This window comes from Rhodococcus sp. MH15, from assembly GCF_019266045.1.
Taxonomy (GTDB): Bacteria; Actinomycetota; Actinomycetes; order Mycobacteriales; family Mycobacteriaceae; genus Rhodococcus_F; species Rhodococcus_F qingshengii.
On record NZ_LPNP01000065.1, the window covers coordinates 83,216 to 102,282 of the forward strand.

Sequence of the window (19,067 nt, forward strand, 5' to 3'; positions counted from 1 at the left end):
GACTCGGGAGGCGAAGTAATGACGAAGGTTCTTGTACTCGGTGGCTACGGTGCCGTCGGGATTCCCCTGATGAAACAACTCGCGAAGGTCCCCGAAATCTCCGCGTACTCCGCCGGCCGTGACCCTGCCCGCGCGGACGTCGTCGTTGATCTTAAAGAACCAGGCGCGTATTCGACTGTGGTTCGAGACTTCGATGTCGTGGTGAATGCGTCGGGTTTCGAGGATGTTCGCCTGGCCGACGAAGCGGTACGCGGTGGGGCGGCATTCGTCGACATCACGGCGACCTCGAGCTACTGCGAAGAATTGGAAGCGGTCGACGGACCCGTTCTGATGGGCGTCGGGTTGGCGCCGGGATTGACCAGTGTCCTTGCAACCGAGGCGCATCGACTCGGCGACGGACCCGTGGACATCCTGATCGGCCTCGGCGGTGGAGAACTACACGGGCCGGCCGCAACGGCGTGGACGTACGGGATGTTGGGCACGAGGTTTCCTGATCCCGACGGACGATCGATTCGCAACTACACCGGGATGAAGACGTTTCGAATACCGGCCGATGCGACCGGATACCGCACCGGTCCTGCTGTGCGGGCCGACTTTTCGGACCAGCATGCGTTGACGCGAGACCTCGGTGTTCCGGTCAGGACGTACCTGCGATTGGACACGTCCACCGCGACGCTCGGACTTGCGGCCATGACGTGGGCACCCGCGCTACAGAAGGTCGTGCCGAAGAAGCTGTGGGGCTCGGATCGTTGGGTAGCGATGGCCCGAGCGGATACCGGCCCGGCGCTGTGGGTTTCGGGGCGTAGCCAGTCGGTCGCGACGGCAGCTATCGCCGCGCGCGCCGTGCAGGTGATTCGGGATGCCGCGATCTCGAAGCCGACGTGGTTCCACGCGGTGGAAACCACCGAGTCGTTGCAAGCGGCGGTTCCCGAACTGTCAGTGCGGCAATGGGATGGTGCGAGCCGATCGTCCGGCAAGACTGTCCACTAGTCGGGGCGAGCCGAGAAACGGCAATCCGGCGGCCGCATTGGTGAGACAACCGGGTACGACGACGCGGACGACGTGCAGGCCGGCGTGGAGAACATCAGTTGTGGTGAGATCGACCCATGCCGGCCGGAAACCGGCTGCCGTCAGAGCGCTTTCGGTGCCGGCGGCTGATGTCAGAGAGTCGAGTCCTACCTCGCCGACGACGGCACCGACCAGCTCACTCTCGAATCGTGCTTGGATCTCCGGGTCCAGGTGAAGTTGCAGGTGGCATCCGTAGTCCATCACGTCGGCAAAATCCGATCGGTAGGCGCCTGCATAGCTTCGGTCAGCTCGCCAAGGCGCAAGCGGACTGGTCGGGGAGGCCGCGGCTCGACCGATGCCGCTCTCCGGGTTGTCGTAGTCGGCGGAAAGCAGCTGCAGCTGAAGCGCTTCGCCGAGTGACTTGAACGCAGCCGTCTGGGCTTCTTCGTGGCAGGCGGTACCGATGGTCGAGTATCCGGTGAGTCCGTCGTGGACGAGGGCGCCGAGCACCGGGATCCCGAAATCGCTGTCGAATGACAACCACCTGGTCGAGAGGGTGCCGTGATTCCCCAGTCGCCGAAGCACCTCGGGAATGCCGGTGACGATCCGAACGCCGCGTCTTCCGTTCCAGGACAACGTCATCGCGTCTCGTTCGACTATCTCGCGCAGTGCATTCCGTATCGCGAATTCCGTCGTGGGACCGGCGGCGAGACCCGCCTGAGCTACTGGAGAGATCGCCGGACCCGTCCGGGCGACGAAATGAGGATACGAACCCCAGACGAGTTCGGCCGGTACCCAGATATCCGAACCCGTGATCAGGTCGGCTCCGCGAGTCCAGTCCATCTCCAGATCGTCGGTTGGTTCGACGAACGGGAACTGTGGCCGCGCGTACTGGGCAGTATCGAAACGCGCGAGTTGTGACAGGTCGATGCTTGCTCCGATCATCGCTTCGGCGGACTCGCGGACGATCGGTTTGGCGACGATGTTGCCGCAATACCGTTCCACCGCTTCGCCTATCGCAGCTGCGGTAGGCCGCGCACGGTCACCCAGATCGAAGCAATATCCGGCGCCGGCCGAGTCACTGGACCAGGGTGAAAAGCGTGCTGAATCACTGACATACGAGTGAATCAGCTTGAACTCGGGCGGAAAGTGCTGGGGAACAACGGCGTCGACCAACTCTCGAATGATCCCAGTTCGGCGGTCGACGAGCGAAGATGTCATGCGAGGGGGACCGGCAGATGCAGATGGGTGGTCGATGCGCTGGTCAATCTGCTACCTCCAAGAAGGGGAAAGGCTGCTGGGGCGTTGTTGTACAGGCCCGGAGTCAGGATGCGGACGACGTGCAACCCGGCAATCGAGATGTCGCCGGTGGTGAGATCGACGGAAATCGGCTGGTGTCCCCGTGACATCAGAAGCGCTACGAGAGAAGCCAGATCCAACGGCGCTTCGTCGGGAATCTCTGATACCGAGAGTGTTTCGGTGTAGTCGAAGAGATGTTCCTCTGCGGCCAGGGCCATCACGGGATCGAGATAAAGTTGGGCGACGGTCGGCAGATCGACGATGTCTTTCCATTGCGGATCGAACTCGTCCCGGTAACGACGGTCGGCCCGAAAGGGTTTGTACAGGTGCGCCGGCAGCGTTCCGTCCGCCACGCTGCGCCAGGTCGGCCCGTCGGGGTCGGCGAGGTCGATCGTGATGGCAAGTACGGCATACGCCTCGACAAGCGCCTTCGAGACTGCCGCCTCCACCGTCGGTCGACAAGCTGTGCCCAGCGCGACCAGTCCACGTCGGTCATCGCGGATCCACGCTGCGGCGACGGGAATGCCGAAGGGGGAGGGAAGCAGCAGCACTCGAACGCTCCGGGTCTGGCTCTCCAGATCCCCGAGTTGGCGGTGCGCAGGCAACCGCTCCCAGTCGGAAAGCTCGATCGCCGGCTGTGACCGGTCCCCGCACCACCACAGCGCGGTGGCATCGCGTTCGAGAAGTTCCAGCAGAGCTGACATCTCGGCCTCGTCGCGTGAGCGTCCCGCTGCGATTCCGGCGTACTGCAACGACGCGATCGGTGGCTCGTAGCGACGGGTGCCTGTGTAGTACCCGAGATAAGTCAGGGCCGCAGGCACGTAGGTGGGCACCTTTTCGTCCATGGTGTGACCCAATGCCCAGCGAATGTTCAGATCAGAGGTGAAGGGAACAAAGGGGAATCCGGGAAGGCAGTACTGATCCTCGCTGTACAACGCAAATTTCGCCGGATCGACGACCCGTGAGCCGGCCAGTTCCAGCGCTGACGCACTGCTGCGGACCAGATCTTCGGGGACCACGTTGCCGCAATATCTTTCGACGGCCTCACCGGTTGCCGCCCCGCGGGCCGCTGCGTCGTTGCGTATCGAAGCCCCGAATCCGTAAGGGTCCGCGCGAAACAGTGAACCGCTGCCGCCGAAGTTTCTGGTGTCGGCCACCCTCGCGGCCCAACCGACCCAGCCTGTCGGCATGTCCGAGCGAATGTGAGGTTCCAGTGAGGTCAGCACGCCGCTCCGGTCGTCGACCAGCAAGTCATCCACCGGCAGTTCCTCCGCGTATCGGCAGGGTCAACGACCCGGAAAATGATTGGTGCAGTGCGGTACTGCGTGTTCCTCGATAGCGATCACCGTCTCCGAGATTGCGTGCGAGTCGTGGGAAGTCCGAGCCGGCGATCCGCAGCGTCAAGACATCACCCGCGCGCACAGTGTGCAACACGGGATCCAGATCGATTGTCACCATCGTCGGCTGCAGGCTGACACCCGCGCCCCGTGCGATCGATCTGGTAACTCCAGCGGGATCGACGACGCTCAGTTCGGCGATCCAATCGGCTTCGCCCTCGGGTGAATACACTTTCAGCTCCACCGATGGTGTTCCGGAGAGTACGGAGTCGTGCTTGATATCGAAAGTCAAGACAACACAGTTGTTTCGGTCCCGTGAGGCGTCATACAGGAAGCTGCAGGCCGCATCCTTCCGATCTGGTTCGAGATGAACGCGATTCGCACCCGTGACAAACGGTTCGGTCGACCATTCGCCGACACCCCGGTCGAATACCCGATTGATGGTCAGGGGCCGCGCAGCGAATACCGATTCCATCCACTCGACCTGAAGGCGGCCGAAACTTGTCTCGCCGACCATTCCAGGGCGGAGGTCGTGCGCCCAGGGGCCCACGATCAAACTCTGCGGCCCGCGCCCAACGGACGTGAAGTGCCGCAGTGTCTCCCGAATCATCGCATCGTCCCAACCGCCGATGTGCAGCCCGGCGATGTCGAGTTCGGAGAGTTCGTCCGCGGACACCAGATCATCGCCACCGAAGTCTTCGCGTTTACGAGCGCGAAGGATCGGCGTCAACCAGCCCGGTGAATCGGAGGTCAGGCCGACCTCCTCGATCATCGACTGCACCGGGAGATGTTCCAGCAAAGACGAATCCGAACGCATCAGTTCAGGGATGAAACCCTCACGAGAGGAAGACGAATCTCCGTGCTCGCCCCACCACGCCAGATGCTCGGCGAGGAGAAGTATCCCCGAGGGATCACGTTTGACGCGGTCGCTTCCGATGGTCGGCACCTTGGAGACGACGCCGTCTACACGAAATGACCGATCGGCGCTGTTGGTCTCGCCAGCAAATGCCCAGGCGGTTCCGGCCGCATACGAAGCCCCGCTTGCGATGACGCACTCCGGTGTCCACGGCTGATCCTGCAGCCACTCGGCCAGGGCGGCGGCGTCCTCGCGCTCGTGGACGTACGGTACCCAAGAGCCGGTGGAATCGTGCCGTCCGCGTACGTCCTGCGAGATGAATGCAATTCCTCGTGATCGCCATTCGATCCCCTCCGCCAGATGCCATCCACGCCCGTACGGGGTGCGGATCACGATCAGTCCCCGCGGTGAAGAATCCGGTGGGAGAAGCACATCCGTAGCCAACGAAGAACCGTCTGCTGCCGGGATCTTCACTCCGAGTGAGATCACCGGAGCGTCGGCGCGGGTTCGAGAACGCCGCCGGGCAGTGGTAGCACGGGATGGCGAGTCATCATGAGGGTTCGCGGATTCATCCGGATCTGGTGGTGAAGGTGTGATGGCGGTGCGCCATGCACACCAGCCACGACGTCCGAACATGCAAGCGCACTGGCCATTGCGGCTGCGGTGGGTGAAAGTTCGAGCGGGCGAGGTTCGCTGCCGGCGAGGTGATTCCACAGTGCCTGCAGATGATCCGGGACGCGCGACGCGGCAAGCCGTCGACCGCAGACGTCCCGGTAGCTTGCGCTGTCGATGCCGTCGAAGAAGGGACCGATGCAGATCTCACCCAGCTCCGTGTGGACGCGTTGCCACGGAGTTCGGCTGTGGCGGCACCAGGTATCGAGTTCCGACCACGCGTCGTGAGGAGGAGCGTCGGCAACCGACAGTACGAGGTCCGACGACGCAACATCGTCTTCGATTGGCGCAGTGGTGGATACGACCTCGAGATGCGGAAGAGCCTTGGAGAGCAGGGCGATGCAAGCATCGGCAACGGGCCCGATCCCGTCCATCAGCACACGCTGTGGGCGCGGAATCTCTGGCACTTGACCTGGAACAGCCAGCACGCCGCGAGAGACGAGGGCGTCGGCGATCTCGATAGCTCCCGGGCCGAGCACCGAACCAGAGCGCCTGAGAAAGTTGTCGAGTTCCGCGAGGTCTTCGGCCGGCGCGCCGATCGTGACCGCGTTCTCGTCCGGTGTCAGGTAATGCCAAGTGCCGTCCGGGGTCGGATACAGCTGGTGTCCGTCGGCGAGGGCGTACACGGATCTCCTTGTCGGTGCCCGCACCCGACGAGTCGGATGCGGGCGGGGTCATCGGCTGATCAGACTGTCGAAACAGTCTGGATCAGGGGAGGTTTCAGCTCTGGAAGCTGAACGGGTTGTCGACGAGGGCGTTGGTGCCCACACCCTGCAGGGCGTGTGCGGACGTTGCCTCGGCAACCGGCTCGAAGGTGAACGGGTTGTCGACGAGAGCGTTGGTGCCGACGCCCTGGAGTGCATTGGCCGGAGCCGAGTTGGAGACGCTGTCGAACGAAATGTTGCTCATTGTCATCCCTTCCGTAATGGAAACCATTTCCATTACGATGCCACCGTACGAAAGATCGCCACGGAGAGCAACAGGTACAAGAGAGTGCATACATGAGCGAGACCCCGACGACGGGATCCGTCGAAGCGCAACCACATGTCTTTCGGGACAGATCGTTTCGATTGTTCTTCACGGCTCGTACGATTGCCGTAGCCGGTGCGGCGGTCACCGGAGTGGCCATGCCGATCCTGGTGTTCGACATCAGCCGGTCTCCGTTTCTCACCTCGCTCGCGGCTGCGGGGACGGTTCTGCCGTATCTCGTGTTCGGCTTGTTCGCCGGCGCCGTGGCAGACCGAGTCAACCGGCGGACGGTCATCCTGTGTGCGCAGGCCGTAGCTGCACTTGCTTTGGCGAGTATTCCGGCAGCGCAGGCACTCGGCGTATTGACGGCGTGGCATGCCGTCGGCGTATCGATGTGCATCGGAACGTGTTTCGTGTGGTTCGACGCCGCTGCTTTCGGAGCGCTGCCTGCTCTGGTCGGTCGGCAGAGGATACCGGCGGCCAACAGCGCGCTGTGGACGTCCAGCACGCTGATCGATGTTGTCTTTCCGGCGATAGCCGGCGTGCTTGTGGCCTCGATCGGCCCGGCCTACGCATTGGGTGCTGATGCACTGGCTTACGTACTGGCCGGGCTGGCCATGGCCTCGATCGGAGCCTCGTTTTCGATTACTCCTGCGGCGCCGAAGAAGTCGGGAACCGGAATTGCGCGTGACATACGCGAGGGCCTCAGCTTCCTCTGGCGGTCGCCGCTTCTGCGAGCCTTGACCGGCGTCGGCTTCGTCAATTCCCTGACGCAGGGTGCGGTTACGGCGCTCCTGGTGGTGTACGCATCCGAGAGGCTTGGGATTTCGACGTCGAGTCCGATGATCGGCGCCGTGTGGACGGCCGTCTCCGTGGGTGGAGTGGTCGGGGCGCTCGTGCTTCCACGCCTACCGGCGCAGTGGCCGGTCGGGGCGATCACTGTCGGGGCGCTGACCATCGCCCCGGTGGTGCTGTTCGTCGTTGCGACAACCGGCAACACCGGCGCCGCGATCACGGCGCTCGTCGTCTACTCCGGCTGTGCGACCGTCACCATCCTCAATGGCATCGGTGCACGTCAGCGCCTGACTCCGGATCGTCTGCAGGGGCGCGTGAACACCACGGCGAGGATGGTCGCCTGGGGTGGTTCGCCGGTCGGCGCCTTGATTGCCGGGGCAATCGCAGGACGCTGGGACATCGGCACCGCCTACCTCGTTGCGTGCATCTTTGCGCTGGTCGGGGCGCTCTTCGCGTGGGCGAGCGCGCTGCGGACCGACCCTTATCCGCACAAATGAGCATGTGACTATTAATGAAAACGACTGTCGTTATGGTTAGATCCACCTGTTCATGACTGCGAACCCCACCGACTCAGGAGTGCGATGACGCTGACCAGCGAGGCAGCACCACGAGTGCCGTCGCGTCCACATCCCGTCGGCGAGCGCGGGTACGTCCCGTTTCTGTTGGCCACGGCGGTTGTGCTTGTCGCGGTCTCCACCGTCGCGGTGTGGTCGGGTGCCGCGTCGGTGTCCTTTGCCGACGTGTTCGCGGTGTTGTACGCACACGTCGGCGGTCCGCCGGTCGACCCGCTGCTCGATCGGATCGTGTGGGGATTGCGGGTACCGCGCATTCTGATTGCGGCATTGGCGGGCGCCGGATTGTCGTTGGCCGGCGCCGTGCTGCAAGCGTTGGTGCGCAACCCGATTGCCGATCCGTACATTCTGGGCGTGGGTTCCGGAGCATCCTTCGGTGCAGTACTGATCATGACGACCGGCATCGGCACCGGCCTGTCGATCGGTGTTCCGGTGGCAGCCTTCCTGGGGGCCATGGTCTCCCTGATCGCGGTTCTCGTACTGGGTAGGCGAGAGGGAATGCTCGTCCCGCTGCGCATGGTCCTGGCCGGAGTTGCCATCGGCTATCTGCTCTCGGCTGCAACAAGTTTTGTGCAGTTGCGCGCCGATCCGAGTCAGCTTTCGGGAGTGCTCTTCTGGTTGCTGGGCTCGGTGAGCGGGGCCAGTTGGTCGGATCTCGGTGTGCCCGCCGCGGTGATCACCGTCTGTGCGGCAATTCTGTTGACACAATCGCGCCAACTCAACGCGTTGGCCATGGGAGACGAGAGCGCGCAATCGGTCGGCGTGGACGTGCGCCGTACCAGGTTGCTACTACTGGTGATCGCGTCGTTGCTGACCGCGGTTGTTGTATCCGTCGCCGGGGGAATCGGTTTCGTGGGGCTGCTCGTGCCGCATGCCGTACGACTTCGGGTCGGTTCCGATCACGGCAAGCTGCTCCCCGCGACCGCGTTGGTTGGTGCCACCTTCCTGGTGATCGTCGATCTTGCGGCTCGGATGTTGGATGCGCCCAACGAATTACCACTCGGGATCATCACCGCCGGATTGGGTGCCCCGTTCTTTCTCTGGTTGCTTCGACGGGACGGCGGTGCGCAGTCATGAGATTGTCGGCCAGCGGAATTCACGTCGTTCGGGGCGGACGCCTCGTGGTTTCGGGTGTAGACCTCGAAGCGCCCGAGGGAAGCGTGGTCGGACTCGTCGGACCGAACGGCAGTGGAAAGTCCTCCCTCCTTCGCGCGTTGTATCGCTCGATGAAGCCGCGAAGCGGAATCGTGAAGGTGGACGAGGTGAATGTTTGGGACGATCTCTCGCCTCGATCGGCGGCACGCATCATCGGTGTTGTGGGGCAGGAGCATTCATCCGATTTCTCGTTCAGGGTCCGCGAGGTGGTTGCAACGGGTCGGACGCCGCATCACAGCGCGTTCTCTCGACTCGGCGAGATCGACCGAGACATCGTCAGCGCAGCACTGATGCGAACCGGTATGCAGGGCTTTGGATCACGTCTCTTCGCCGAACTGTCCGGCGGAGAAAAGCAGCGTGTGATGTTGGCCCGGGCGATCGCTCAACAACCGTCAGTGCTGGTCCTGGACGAGCCCACCAACCACCTCGACATCCGTGCTCAACTCGAATTGATGGAATTGGTCGCCGAACTCGGTACCACGACGATTGTCGCGATCCATGAACTCGCCTTGGCCGCAGCGTATTGCGACTACGTCTGTCTGCTCTCCGGCGGGGTAGTTGTCGCGACAGGACCAACGGCCGAGGTCCTCACCGAGGACCTGCTGTCCGAAGTATTCGGGGTTCAGGTGCATCTCGGCACTCATCCGTTGACCGGGCGCCCCCTGCTCTCGTTCGCCCCTCCGCTCCTACACACGAAAGAAGCAGTGTCTTGAAATCCTCGATACGTACTGCCGCGCTGTTGTGCTCGGCCGTTACCGCCACCGCAGTACTGACCGCATGCGGAAACTCCACGGCGGATTCGGCGGCGTCGTCGTCCGAGAAGATCACCGTCACCAATTGTGATCGCGAGGTCACGGTGCCCAAGACGGCGGAGCGGATTGTCTCGCTGTATCCGTCGATGACGGAACTTCTCATTCAGCTCGGCGCCGCCGACCGCATTGTCGGACAATCGAATACCGACCTCTCTCCTCCCAGCCCCGAACTCGCTGATCAGTTCGCGGCCGTGCCGGTACTGAGCACCGGAGTTCCCGCGAAAGAAGCATTGCTCGACGCCCGTCCGGATCTGATCGTCTCCGACGGGGAATACTGGTTCGACGGTGACCGATTGCAGACCATGGACGAATTGCGTGACCTCGGCATCCCGATCTTCGTGAACAGCGGCTACTGCCACAAGGCCGTCACCGAGGGGCGGATCGACGACGTCTGGTCCGACCTCGACGGTCTCGGCGCCTTGACCGGAACAAGTGAGGCGGCAGCAACCCTCCTGGCCGACGGCAAGAAGTCCCTCGCAGCAACCGAGGCATCTGTCGCCGGGCAGGAGCCGGTTCCCACTGTGATGGTTCAGGTTTCGGAGGGACAGTCCTATGCTCTGGCCAGGGGCCTCTACAGCAGTGTGCTCGAGGCCGCCGGGGGAAGCAATCTTTTCGAGAACGACCTTCCCGACGGAAAGTACTTCGGCCAGGTAGCCACGGAATCGGTGCTCGCGAAGTCGCCGAAGGCTGTCCTCGTCGTCTACTCCACCGAGTCGGCTCGGGAATCCACCCTGGATGCTGCGCGGACGGCATTTGCCGGAACCCCCGCCGCGACATCGAATGCGATCTTTGCCGTTCCGGAGGCGTGGTTCGCCGGCGAGTTGGTCTCGATCGACGGGGCCGGCGAGGTGTCTCGCCTGCTGCACCCGGGTTCGTGACCGCACTCGAGCGAATCGAGGCCGTCGTATCGCTGCATGCAGTGTTGGACCGGACGGTGAGTCCGTCGGAGCTACCGTTCGACGAGCACGCACTGCCGCCGGTGACGTGTGAATCCGTGGAACTGCCGGCCGCGACGCCACTGCCGGCCTGCGGGTTCGCGGACGTCTTGCAGGCACGACGGAGCCGCTACGACCCCGCACAGACGGCACTCCGAGCAGGCGAGCTGTCAAACATGTTGCACCACAGTGTTGTCAGCAGCCCGACGGCGGGCGGGATGTGCGAACTGACGCTGTCGTTTGTTCTCAGCCGACCCGGAGACGAGCTCGGAGCCGGGGTATACCGATATGCCCGAGGCCGCGCCGAAGCTGTCCGGCCAGGCGACGTGCGAGAGCACCTTCGAGCGAGCCTTCTCCAACCCGAGTTCGTCGACGTGTTCCCGGTTCTTTTGTTTGTGGTCGCCGACGTTGAAGCGCCGCTCGAGAAGTACGCGATGCGGCACTACCGCACGATGCACGTGGATGCCGGTGTGCTGGTTCAGAATCTGTACCTCGTGACCGAGGCGATGGGACTTGTGGGCTGCGCCATCGCAGGATTCACGGATACGCGAGTGGCATCTCTGTTGAATCTCGCGACGACGCAGCTTCCCGTCATGGCTTTTGCCCTCGGGAGGCGCAGCTAGGTCAGGCGAGGATGCGCGCCTTCTGGGTCTCGAACTCGGCCTCGGTCAATACTCCCGCATTCTTGAGTTCGCCCAGCTTGGTGAGCTGTTCGAGCTTCAAGTCCATCGATGCTGCCGGAGCTGCCTGCGGTGGCAGGGGTGGTAGATCGGGAATCGGAGGCACCGGCTGGGCCTGCGCTGCGCGAGCCTGATCTTCGGCGGCCCAACGGGTCCGCTGACGGCGCTGAACATTGCCGTGAATGGAGCTTGCGACGGCTACCCGGCCGGCTCGCCTCAAGAAACTCATGCGTCCTTCTCCGTATTGCCTGGTGCGGTGTTGTCGAGTGCGGTGGCAAGTTCGTCCAAGCTCAGGTGACCTTCGGTGACAATCTTTGCGCCGCTGCGTGTCCACGCGTCGATCACCGGCAGTATGGCCAGTTCCTCGTAAACGAGCACGGCGGCAACACTACCGGTGGCCAACTCGTCACCAACGGCGGCGATGTCGCCGGCGTCGAGCAGTCCGGAGGCTGCGCCGTCGAACTGCGCCAGATCGAAATCTGCGAGTTCGAAGGTCGATGCCGGTACGACGGCCACTGATCCATCGGCGGCTTTGGTGACGAACTCGAGGTCGAGGATGCGGATCACGCCGGAGTCGACGAGAGTGAGCAGCTGCTCGAATCCTGCGGAGGTCGGTGCACCGCCGGGAAACTCGACGGCAACGTATTCGATCGGACCGAATTGGTCTTGGTTGGACATCGGTTACTTCTTGCCCTTCGTGGGTTGCGGTTCTTCCAGAGCAGGTACTTCGTCGGGCATGCGGCCGGCCGGAATGATGGCGAGCAGGGAGAGTCCGGCGAGGACGAGTAGCGAGGTTCGCAGGGCGCGCAAGCGCGCTTCGGTGTTGATCCGGATGGCTTCGTCGATCTGTGCTTGTGTCGCCGAGGTGTTTTCGAGCGTCACGACGAGTTGATCGTTGGGGACGAAGTTGACCTGGTCGAGATTGATCCCGGACTCGACCTTGAGTGATGCCGGGATGGTGGGGTTGTCGATCAGCTGCGAGCTGACGAGGGTACCGAGGATTCCGACGGCGAAGACGCTGGCCACCGCGATGCCGACGCTGCCGGACATGTTGTGTACCAGTCCCCGCCAGGCACCGACGTCGCCGGCCAGTTCCTTGGGGGCTGCGGTGAGGAGGGTGTTGAACACCAGCGCAACGATGGCGCCCTGCCCGAGGCCGAGGGTGATCAGTCCGATGACGACAAAGATCTGATGCCAGTCGCCACGAATGGTGAAGGCCAACAAGATGAGTCCAGCGGCAACGACGACGAACCCGGCTCGTGCGATCAGACGCGGGGAGTACGTCTTGTACAGACGCGCGACGACGGTACTCGCGATGAAGATCGAAAGTGTGTACGGGATGATCGAGAACGACGTCTGCAAGCTGCTGCGGCCCTGGATGATCTGCATGTACAGCGGAATGAGGAAGTTGGCCGCGGTTCCCACGAACATCATCGTCGCCATGCAAATCGTGGTGGCGCGCTCGGCGCCGGTCTTGAGGACGTCGAGGTTGAAGAGCTGAGGCTTGTTCTGCGCCTTGCGGCTTCGCGTCCACTGGAAGAATCCCTGCGCACAGATGGTGCCGAGGACGATCAGGATGGCCGCGGGTGAAACACCGATGACCGAGAACGGCGCAGCGTCGGTGGCCAGGATGACGCCCCACGAGTTCAGGCCGCTGAAACCGAAGCTGAGCAGGATGACGGCAACGGCAGCAATGGCGGCGCCGGCCCAGTCGATGGTGATGTCCTTCTGCGGGGGAACAGGTTTGACCCGGAAGCTCAGGATCAGGTTGACCACCGCGAGAGCCACGACGAGGGCGAACGAGTATCGCCACCCGATCGTCGTCGCGAAGGAACCGGCGATGAGCAGCGCCAGCACACCGGCCGCCGGGATTGCTGCTGCCAGGTAACCGATGGCCTTTGCCTGCTGATCGCCACTGAAGTTCGTGGCGATGAAGACCGTCAACGCGGGAGCGATGAGGGCGATCACGGCGCCGGATGCAGCTTGCGCCACGAACAGCATTGCCGGGCTCTGACTCAGGGCGACCGCGGCCATTGCGAGGCCGTGAATCGCGACGGCAATCTGGAAGACCAGACGCGTTCCGTAACGGGCGCCGATCTTGGCCCCCAACAGAATGAAGGCAGCCATGGCGAAGGTGCCCGCGGTGATCGCGGTGCCGACACTTGTTGCGGGCGTGTCGAGATCGGTGGTGATGCCGGCCATCGAGACGGTCAGGGCGTTGACGGCGAACGACGCCTGAATCTGGGTGAGGACCACCACGATGAGTGGTAGCCAGGAGGCGGTGCTCACGGCGGCCGTTGTGGCGGCCGCGCCAGGCTTTACGGACATGATGGGTCACGCCTTCCTCGACACTGCGTGTACTCGCGACGTGCCCGGATCAGCCACGCACGGCTACATTAGCCGGAATTGTGCTGAATGGTCGCCTGCAAGTGGTTGGTTTCTTCGCGGTAGACCACCATCTCCCGGTGCAAGGCGCGACGGAAGCGCGGTTGCTCGGCCAGGAGTACGGCCAGCACGGTCAGCAACAGCCACGTCGCGGCCGCGCTCGCGAGGAGCAGCAGGACCGGAATCCACGGACCGCCCATCTGCTCGAGCAGCGTCGTCTTTGCCCAGACGCGCCAGTAGAGCATCAGATTGACGATCAGTCCGACACCGTACGAGATGACGAAGGACAGCAGGAACTGCTTCCACGTGCCGTCGTGGCGCCGCGCCGTCATCGGTTCTGCCCGCAGCGGCAAGCTCACCGACATCACGTTCGCGACCCCCAACCAGAGCAGGATCATGGTCAGCACCTGGCCGCACGCCTTCACCAGGTCGGCACTGCTTCCGGAGCGCCACGCGAGGACGGCGCTGAGCAGGAACCCGGCGCTGCCGACGAGGAGCAGCATCACCGCGTTTTTCGCGACGAGCACGTGCCAGAGCCTCGTTCCACCGGACAACGCAGCGCGCACGCGGCCGGCGTCGAAGCTGAGCGCATTGGTGCACACGACGCTTCCGACCACACCCGAGAGTGCATACAGCGCAAGGTAAGGCAGTCGATCTTCCTTGGTGTCCCACTGGAAGAGGCGAATGAATGCCAGGTACGCCAAGCCCATTCCGAGGCTCAGCCCCAGCCGAAAAGCGATCGACCGAGGCTTACCACTCACCACGTGCCGTGCTTCCTCACGGATCCGGGAGCCGAGATCCTGCACATGCCGGACGACGGGGTTGCCCGAGTTCAGCGGGACGTAACCACGGATCGCGGCGGCGACGGTATCGGTGTCACCGGCATCGAGCGCGGCGACGCGTGCTTCGAGAACCGCAAGGTGGGCGGCGCGCAACGCTATCCGTGCGGTGGTCACCGCGGCGACGGCGTCGGCCTCGGCCTGCGCGGCGGTGCCGATGCCGGCGTCGGCGGGCAGCGGCGGCTGCAACGTCGTGATCAGTTCGAGTTGGCGCGCCATGTGCGGCGACGGTGACAACCCGCTGTACGACGGTCGGCTCAGCGCTGATCGTTCGTCGTCGAGCGAATCACGGACGGACGCGGCAGCCTTGCGGACGGCTGCCGGGTTGTGCCAGCGCACCGACCGGGCGTCACGCTCGGCGGCGACGGCCCGAGAGGCAACCTCGGTCAGATCCTCGACCGCTGTCAATGTCTGCTCCACTCGGTTTAGGTTGGTTTCATGACCACCAACTCGGAAAAGGAAGATCTCCAGCGGTACCTGCAGGCAGCACGTGATGCGCTCGTCTGGAAGCTCGACGGGCTGTCGGAGTATGACATTCGGCGCCCGATGACCCGGACAGGGACCAACTTGTTGGGTCTGGTCAAACACATGATCGGCGTCGAGCTCGGGTATTTCGGTCCGACGTTCGGCCGGCGTGTTCCCGATCTCCCCGCGTGGTTGCGTTCGGAGGAACTCAACGTCGACATGTGGGCCCGCGCCGACGAGTCCACTGCCGACATCGTCGAAACTTATCGCCGCACCTGGGCTTTCGCCGACGCCACGATCGAGGAGCACGATCTGGACGCCCCCGGCTTCGTGAAGCACTGGCCGGAGGATCGTCGCGACGTCACACTGCACCGGATACTCGTTCACGTTGTCACCGAGATCCATCGGCACGCCGGCCACGCGGACATCGTGCGGGAGCTGATCGACGGCGCCGCTGGGATGAAGGCGGGCGACAACAATCTGGCTCCCGGCGATGAGGCGTGGTGGGCCGAGTACACCGACCGTCTCGAGACGGCGGCACGCGAGGCCCACCACGCCTGAACTATTCGAATACTGCTGCCGCGCCGATCACCACGACAACGATCACGAAGTTGATCAGTAGCAGTGGCCAGACGAAGCGCAGGAACTTGTCGTAGCCGACCTTCGCCATGGCCAACCCGCCGACAACGACGACGTTGGTCGGGGCAACCATCAGCATCAGGCCGTGGCCCATCTGGAAGGCGGTGATGACGAGTGCTCGGCTGACTCCGGCAAAGTCGCCCAGCGGCGCGAGCAGCGGCATCGCCAGGGTGGCGTGACCGGAACTGGACGGGATCAGGAACGCCAGCGGGATGTTGACGAGCATCACCAGGATCGCGAAGACCCCCGCCGAAGCGCCGCTGACCAATTGCTCCATCGCGTTGAGGATGGTGTCGAGGGTTTCGGTGTTGGTCATGATCACCGAGACGCCGCGAGCGAGCAGGATGACGATCGCCGGTCCGACCATGTCGCCGGCTCCACGCGTGATCAGGGAGACGATCTTCTTCTCACCCATCTTCGCGACTATGCCGACGAGAACGGCGGCGAGGATGAACAGCATCGCCAATTGCGGGAACCACCAGTTCAACTCGAACCAGTAGGGCTCGGTTGCCGTGACGTGGTACGCGTCGTACTCGGCCGGACCGGTGGTGGCGCCGAAGATGCTCGACCACGGGATGACGGAGAAGATCATCAGTCCGAAGGTGAGTCCGGTGATGAGCAGTACCAGCTTCTGAGTTCCGGTGAGCTTGCCGTCGATGTCCACCGGCTCGGCCGGCTCTTCGTCTTCGTCGTCCGCGATGTCGAAACCGACAAGCGACTTGGACGGATCCTTCTTCACCTTTGCGGCGTAGCGGAGAACGAATGCCACTGCCACAGCGGTCAATACGATCCACAGGATCACGCGCAGCACGATGCCGTCACCGATGGAGACGCCTGCCTCACCGGAGGCGACGCCGATCGAGAACGGATTGACGGTCGACGCCATGTTTCCGACCAGAGCGCCGAGGATGATCATGGTGGCCGCGACCATGCGGTCGTAGCCCAGTGCCGTCATCAGCGGTATGAGCAGGGCGTAGAAGCCGAACGTCTCGACCGAGAAGCCCATTGTCGAACCGAGCAGCGAGAACAGCACCATGATGACGGTGATGAGCAACCAGCCCTTGTCGCTGAGCTTGGTAGCGAGTTGGGAGACAGCGGTTTCCAGGCTGCGGGTGGCAAAGCTGACCGAGATGAACGCACCGAGCGCCATGATGAAGAGGACTACGCCGACCGAACCGAAGAGCCGTCCGATGTTGTCGGTGTCGACGAACCCGGTGATCGAATCCTGGACGCCGTAGAGGCCGTTCACGGGGGAGAGGATCAGTTGCTGGATTCGTTCCCAGAACGAGAGCGGAGACGTGACGGTCTCGAAGCTGCCGGGAACGGGTGAGCCGTCCACGTCGACGCCGAAGCGTCCGGCCGGAATGAACAGTGCCGCAACCCAGACCAGAATGGTGACGATCGCGAGCATCGTGACCGCGCCGGGGAACTCGAACTTCTTCTTGGCCGGAGTAGGTGCGGACCCCGTGTCGGTCTCGGTGCTCATTTCTTCCCCTCGAAGGTGTGTGCGTACTCCTGGAAGAACAGTGCTTTGGCGACGACGGCCTTCTCGAGCTCGTCGAGCAGGACGCGTTCGTTGGGGCCGTGGATGTTCGCGTAACCGTCGGTGGCGCCGAACAACAGCTTCTCGGCGGTGGGCACTGCTGTATCCAAGGCCATCACGAGGGGGATCGAGCCGCCGCCTGCCATCAGCCCGGCCGGCTCACCCCACGACTGCGATAATGCAGACAATGCCGCGTCGAAGGCCGGTCCACCTTCGGCTGCCGCAAACCCGTCGCCGGTTTCTCCCGCGGTGACAGTCAGTTGTAAACCGAAGGGGCGCAGGGCTTCCAGGTGTCGGACCAGAGCAGCCTGCGCCTCGATGGCAGGTTGGCGCGGGTGTACGCGCAGATTGATCACGGCGCGGGCAGTGCTTGCGACGGCGTTGACCGCACCGTCCACAGGGGGAGCGTCGATTCCCGTCACGGTGATGGCCGGGCCCGACCAGATGCGTTCGCCGATGCCGCCGGTTCCGAGCAGCGGAAGCCCGTCTTGGATCTCGGCGAGGGTGCGGAACTCGTCCTCGGTGTATGAACTGCCGGTCCACGGTTCGCGCAGGAGGCCGTCGATCGCCACGTCACCGTTGTCGTCGTGCAGCGACGCCAGTGCGCGGATGAGCGCGAGGCGGGCGTCCGGTGCGGCGCCGCCGTAGAGGCCGTTGTGCTTGTCGGCTCCGAGAGTGGTGAGTTCGACGATCACCTGGGCCGATCCGCGCAGTGCGACGGTCAGGGTCGGTGATCCGGGTCGAACGCTCCCGACGTCGGCGATGACCATTGCGTCGGCCGCAAACAATTCGGGGGCTTCCGGCGGATAGTTGTCGAAGGGGCTGCCGAATTCTTCCTGGCCTTCGATGACGAGCTTGACCGTCACCGGCGGCTTTCCGTCGAAGACGCGAAGCGCGCCGATCATGCCGATGACGTTTGCCTTCGAATCTGCCGTACCGCGGCCGTAAATCGCGCCGTCACGCTTGCTCGGTTCGAAAGGCGGTGAATCCCAGAGTTCGACGTCGTCGGCGGGAACGACGTCGTAATGCGAATACATCAATACGGTCGGGGCTCCCTCTGGACCGGGAACTGTTGCAATGATGACCGGCGCAGTTTTACCTGTTATTTCGAGTTTCTCTATCTTCGTGACTCCGGACTTCTCCAATAGAGAAACGATCAGGTCGTGAGCCTCGAACAGGGGCTCGCTGGGGAAACCTTCTGTTGCTATCGACGGAATACGAACAAGTTCGACGAGTTCCGACTCCAGTGCCGGCATCAAAGCTGCAACTGTTTCCTTGATTGTGGAATAGGAGGGCGAGGCGGATTCTTCCGGCACGGAATTGACTCCTTCTGGGAAAGGCGAAAAACATTAGAGGCAGAGTCTTACACCCGATATGCGGGGTTTGAAAGGGTGACCCGAACAAAAAGCCGAAGTGGGGCGCCGGGCTCGCGATTCTTGACATTGACGTCAACGTCAACACACACTGTGACGGTGACCACCAGTGAAACGCAGGAGCGAGCGCGGACAGCCCGCAAACTCGGCGACGGTCCACGCCGTGCCGGACTGCTCGACACCGCTGCCCTCTGCTTCGGCGAACTCGGATACGACGCCGTGACGGTCGAGACGATCACGACCAGGGCTGATGTGTCCCGGGCGACCTTCTACGCGTACTTCTCGTCGAAGGACGAGGTCTTCCGCGCCGTCGCCGAAATGATGTGCCGACGCTTCCTCGACGCTCAGCACATGGAGGGCCCGGCGGCCGAGGATCTACGCGAAGTTCTCCGAACGACCACGTCGGCGTTCATCACGGCCGTGTACACCTACGGTGACCTGCTCGCGGTGATCGAGCATCGGGCGCGGGTGGATTCCGAGGTCGAGCGCAGTTGGTCGGCGGTTCGCGAAAAGCTCGTGAGCCGCTACGTCCGGTTTGTCGAACGGATTCGACGGGTTCACGACGTAGATCCCTGTGTTTCGCCCCCGGTGCTCGTTCAGATGATCTCGGACGCACAGATGGCCGGTGGAGCACGACTGAGTAAGGCGAGTGTCGAAGAGCAGAACCAGTTCATTGCAGATATGACGACGATGTCCGAGCGGTTGATCGGGTTCGAAGAGTCGAAATAGATTT

19 protein-coding genes are annotated in these 19,067 nt (G+C 63.2%); 8 read left to right on the top strand and 11 right to left on the bottom strand.

Features of this window, described 5'->3' with window-relative positions; translation table 11 throughout:
* Window positions 1-18 precede the first annotated feature (18 nt).
* On the top strand, window positions 19-990 hold the full coding sequence (locus tag ATN37_RS14855; protein WP_042453287.1) for a hypothetical protein: 972 nt from the start codon (window positions 19-21) through the stop codon (window positions 988-990).
* On the opposite strand, the gene ATN37_RS14860 is transcribed toward ATN37_RS14855, so the two are convergent.
* The 5 genes from ATN37_RS14860 to ATN37_RS14880 form a co-directional block, all read right to left on the bottom strand.
* On the bottom strand, window positions 937-2,229 hold the full coding sequence (locus tag ATN37_RS14860) for a YcaO-like family protein (RefSeq protein ID WP_217018201.1): 1,293 nt from the start codon (window positions 2,227-2,229) through the stop codon (window positions 937-939). The two genes, ATN37_RS14855 and ATN37_RS14860, sit on opposite strands and share 54 nt — an antisense overlap.
* Complete coding sequence (locus tag ATN37_RS14865) at window positions 2,226-3,566, bottom strand: YcaO-like family protein (protein WP_217018202.1); 1,341 nt, start codon at window positions 3,564-3,566, stop codon at window positions 2,226-2,228. The genes ATN37_RS14860 and ATN37_RS14865 overlap by 4 nt, the downstream gene beginning before the upstream one ends.
* The gene (locus ATN37_RS14870; protein ID WP_218695340.1) at window positions 3,559-4,989 is read right to left on the bottom strand and encodes a CocE/NonD family hydrolase; all 1,431 of its coding nucleotides are present in this window, start codon (window positions 4,987-4,989) and stop codon (window positions 3,559-3,561) included. Before ATN37_RS14870 ends, ATN37_RS14865 begins: the two co-directional genes overlap by 8 nt.
* Entirely contained in the window at window positions 4,986-5,798 is an 813-nt protein-coding gene (locus tag ATN37_RS14875) for a hypothetical protein (protein WP_217018204.1), read from the bottom strand. The genes ATN37_RS14870 and ATN37_RS14875 overlap by 4 nt, the downstream gene beginning before the upstream one ends.
* A 94-nt stretch (window positions 5,799-5,892) precedes the next feature.
* Window positions 5,893-6,081 carry a streptamidine-related RiPP repeat protein gene (locus ATN37_RS14880; protein WP_003943543.1) on the bottom strand — a complete coding sequence of 63 codons (189 nt, stop codon included), beginning with the start codon at window positions 6,079-6,081 and terminating at the stop codon, window positions 5,893-5,895.
* A 92-nt stretch (window positions 6,082-6,173) separates the two neighbouring features.
* Between ATN37_RS14880 and ATN37_RS14885 the strand changes: the two genes are divergently transcribed.
* The 5 genes from ATN37_RS14885 to ATN37_RS14905 all read left to right on the top strand — a co-directional run bounded on the left by ATN37_RS14885 (window position 6,174) and on the right by ATN37_RS14905 (window position 11,033).
* Window positions 6,174-7,433: an MFS transporter gene (locus tag ATN37_RS14885; RefSeq protein WP_042920631.1), complete on the top strand. Its 1,260-nt coding sequence runs from the start codon at window positions 6,174-6,176 to the stop codon at window positions 7,431-7,433.
* Window positions 7,434-7,517: 84 nt separating this feature from the next.
* Entirely contained in the window at window positions 7,518-8,585 is a 1,068-nt protein-coding gene (locus tag ATN37_RS14890; RefSeq protein WP_217018205.1) for an iron ABC transporter permease, read from the top strand.
* On the top strand, window positions 8,582-9,376 hold the full coding sequence (locus ATN37_RS14895) for an ABC transporter ATP-binding protein (protein WP_192712834.1): 795 nt from the start codon (window positions 8,582-8,584) through the stop codon (window positions 9,374-9,376). The genes ATN37_RS14890 and ATN37_RS14895 overlap by 4 nt, the downstream gene beginning before the upstream one ends.
* Complete coding sequence (locus ATN37_RS14900; RefSeq protein ID WP_064073624.1) at window positions 9,373-10,353, top strand: ABC transporter substrate-binding protein; 981 nt, start codon at window positions 9,373-9,375, stop codon at window positions 10,351-10,353. Before ATN37_RS14895 ends, ATN37_RS14900 begins: the two co-directional genes overlap by 4 nt.
* Window positions 10,350-11,033, top strand: coding sequence for a SagB family peptide dehydrogenase (locus tag ATN37_RS14905; RefSeq protein WP_217018208.1), 684 nt, complete (start codon window positions 10,350-10,352; stop codon window positions 11,031-11,033). The genes ATN37_RS14900 and ATN37_RS14905 overlap by 4 nt, the downstream gene beginning before the upstream one ends.
* A gap of 1 nt (window position 11,034) precedes the next feature.
* On the opposite strand, the gene ATN37_RS14910 is transcribed toward ATN37_RS14905, so the two are convergent.
* The 4 genes from ATN37_RS14910 to ATN37_RS14925 form a co-directional block, all read right to left on the bottom strand.
* The gene (locus ATN37_RS14910; RefSeq protein WP_007735909.1) at window positions 11,035-11,319 is read right to left on the bottom strand and encodes an SHOCT domain-containing protein; all 285 of its coding nucleotides are present in this window, start codon (window positions 11,317-11,319) and stop codon (window positions 11,035-11,037) included.
* Window positions 11,316-11,768: a DUF6325 family protein gene (locus tag ATN37_RS14915; RefSeq protein WP_007735911.1), complete on the bottom strand. Its 453-nt coding sequence runs from the start codon at window positions 11,766-11,768 to the stop codon at window positions 11,316-11,318. Before ATN37_RS14915 ends, ATN37_RS14910 begins: the two co-directional genes overlap by 4 nt.
* A 3-nt stretch (window positions 11,769-11,771) precedes the next feature.
* Window positions 11,772-13,418, bottom strand: a complete 1,647-nt coding sequence (locus ATN37_RS14920; protein WP_054188693.1) for an MFS transporter — start codon at window positions 13,416-13,418, stop codon at window positions 11,772-11,774.
* A gap of 68 nt (window positions 13,419-13,486) precedes the next feature.
* Window positions 13,487-14,734: a hypothetical protein gene (locus ATN37_RS14925; protein ID WP_058227365.1), complete on the bottom strand. Its 1,248-nt coding sequence runs from the start codon at window positions 14,732-14,734 to the stop codon at window positions 13,487-13,489.
* A gap of 18 nt (window positions 14,735-14,752) precedes the next feature.
* Between ATN37_RS14925 and ATN37_RS14930 the strand changes: the two genes are divergently transcribed.
* The gene (locus tag ATN37_RS14930; RefSeq protein ID WP_003944177.1) at window positions 14,753-15,340 is read left to right on the top strand and encodes a DinB family protein; all 588 of its coding nucleotides are present in this window, start codon (window positions 14,753-14,755) and stop codon (window positions 15,338-15,340) included.
* Window position 15,341: 1 nt separating this feature from the next.
* On the opposite strand, the gene ATN37_RS14935 is transcribed toward ATN37_RS14930, so the two are convergent.
* The gene (locus ATN37_RS14935) at window positions 15,342-16,904 is read right to left on the bottom strand and encodes a YfcC family protein (RefSeq protein WP_058038092.1); all 1,563 of its coding nucleotides are present in this window, start codon (window positions 16,902-16,904) and stop codon (window positions 15,342-15,344) included.
* A complete protein-coding gene (locus ATN37_RS14940) occupies window positions 16,901-18,277 on the bottom strand; it encodes a M20/M25/M40 family metallo-hydrolase (RefSeq protein ID WP_030535870.1) in 1,377 nt (458 codons plus the stop codon). Before ATN37_RS14940 ends, ATN37_RS14935 begins: the two co-directional genes overlap by 4 nt.
* A gap of 150 nt (window positions 18,278-18,427) precedes the next feature.
* On the opposite strand from ATN37_RS14940, the gene ATN37_RS14945 reads away from it, so the two are divergent.
* Window positions 18,428-19,063, top strand: coding sequence for a TetR/AcrR family transcriptional regulator (locus ATN37_RS14945; protein WP_054828442.1), 636 nt, complete (start codon window positions 18,428-18,430; stop codon window positions 19,061-19,063).
* Window positions 19,064-19,067 lie beyond the last annotated feature (4 nt).

Coding starts and splice junctions, on each gene's coding strand:
- ATN37_RS14855 (WP_042453287.1), top strand. CDS start 19: ATGACGAAGGTTCTTGTACTCGGTGGCTACGGTGCCGTCGGGATTCCC.
- ATN37_RS14860 (WP_217018201.1), bottom strand. CDS start 2,229: ATGACATCTTCGCTCGTCGACCGCCGAACTGGGATCATTCGAGAGTTG.
- ATN37_RS14880 (WP_003943543.1), bottom strand. CDS start 6,081: ATGAGCAACATTTCGTTCGACAGCGTCTCCAACTCGGCTCCGGCCAAT.
- ATN37_RS14885 (WP_042920631.1), top strand. CDS start 6,174: ATGAGCGAGACCCCGACGACGGGATCCGTCGAAGCGCAACCACATGTC.
- ATN37_RS14890 (WP_217018205.1), top strand. CDS start 7,518: ATGACGCTGACCAGCGAGGCAGCACCACGAGTGCCGTCGCGTCCACAT.
- ATN37_RS14895 (WP_192712834.1), top strand. CDS start 8,582: ATGAGATTGTCGGCCAGCGGAATTCACGTCGTTCGGGGCGGACGCCTC.
- ATN37_RS14910 (WP_007735909.1), bottom strand. CDS start 11,319: ATGAGTTTCTTGAGGCGAGCCGGCCGGGTAGCCGTCGCAAGCTCCATT.
- ATN37_RS14915 (WP_007735911.1), bottom strand. CDS start 11,768: ATGTCCAACCAAGACCAATTCGGTCCGATCGAATACGTTGCCGTCGAG.
- ATN37_RS14920 (WP_054188693.1), bottom strand. CDS start 13,418: ATGTCCGTAAAGCCTGGCGCGGCCGCCACAACGGCCGCCGTGAGCACC.
- ATN37_RS14930 (WP_003944177.1), top strand. CDS start 14,753: ATGACCACCAACTCGGAAAAGGAAGATCTCCAGCGGTACCTGCAGGCA.
- ATN37_RS14935 (WP_058038092.1), bottom strand. CDS start 16,904: ATGAGCACCGAGACCGACACGGGGTCCGCACCTACTCCGGCCAAGAAG.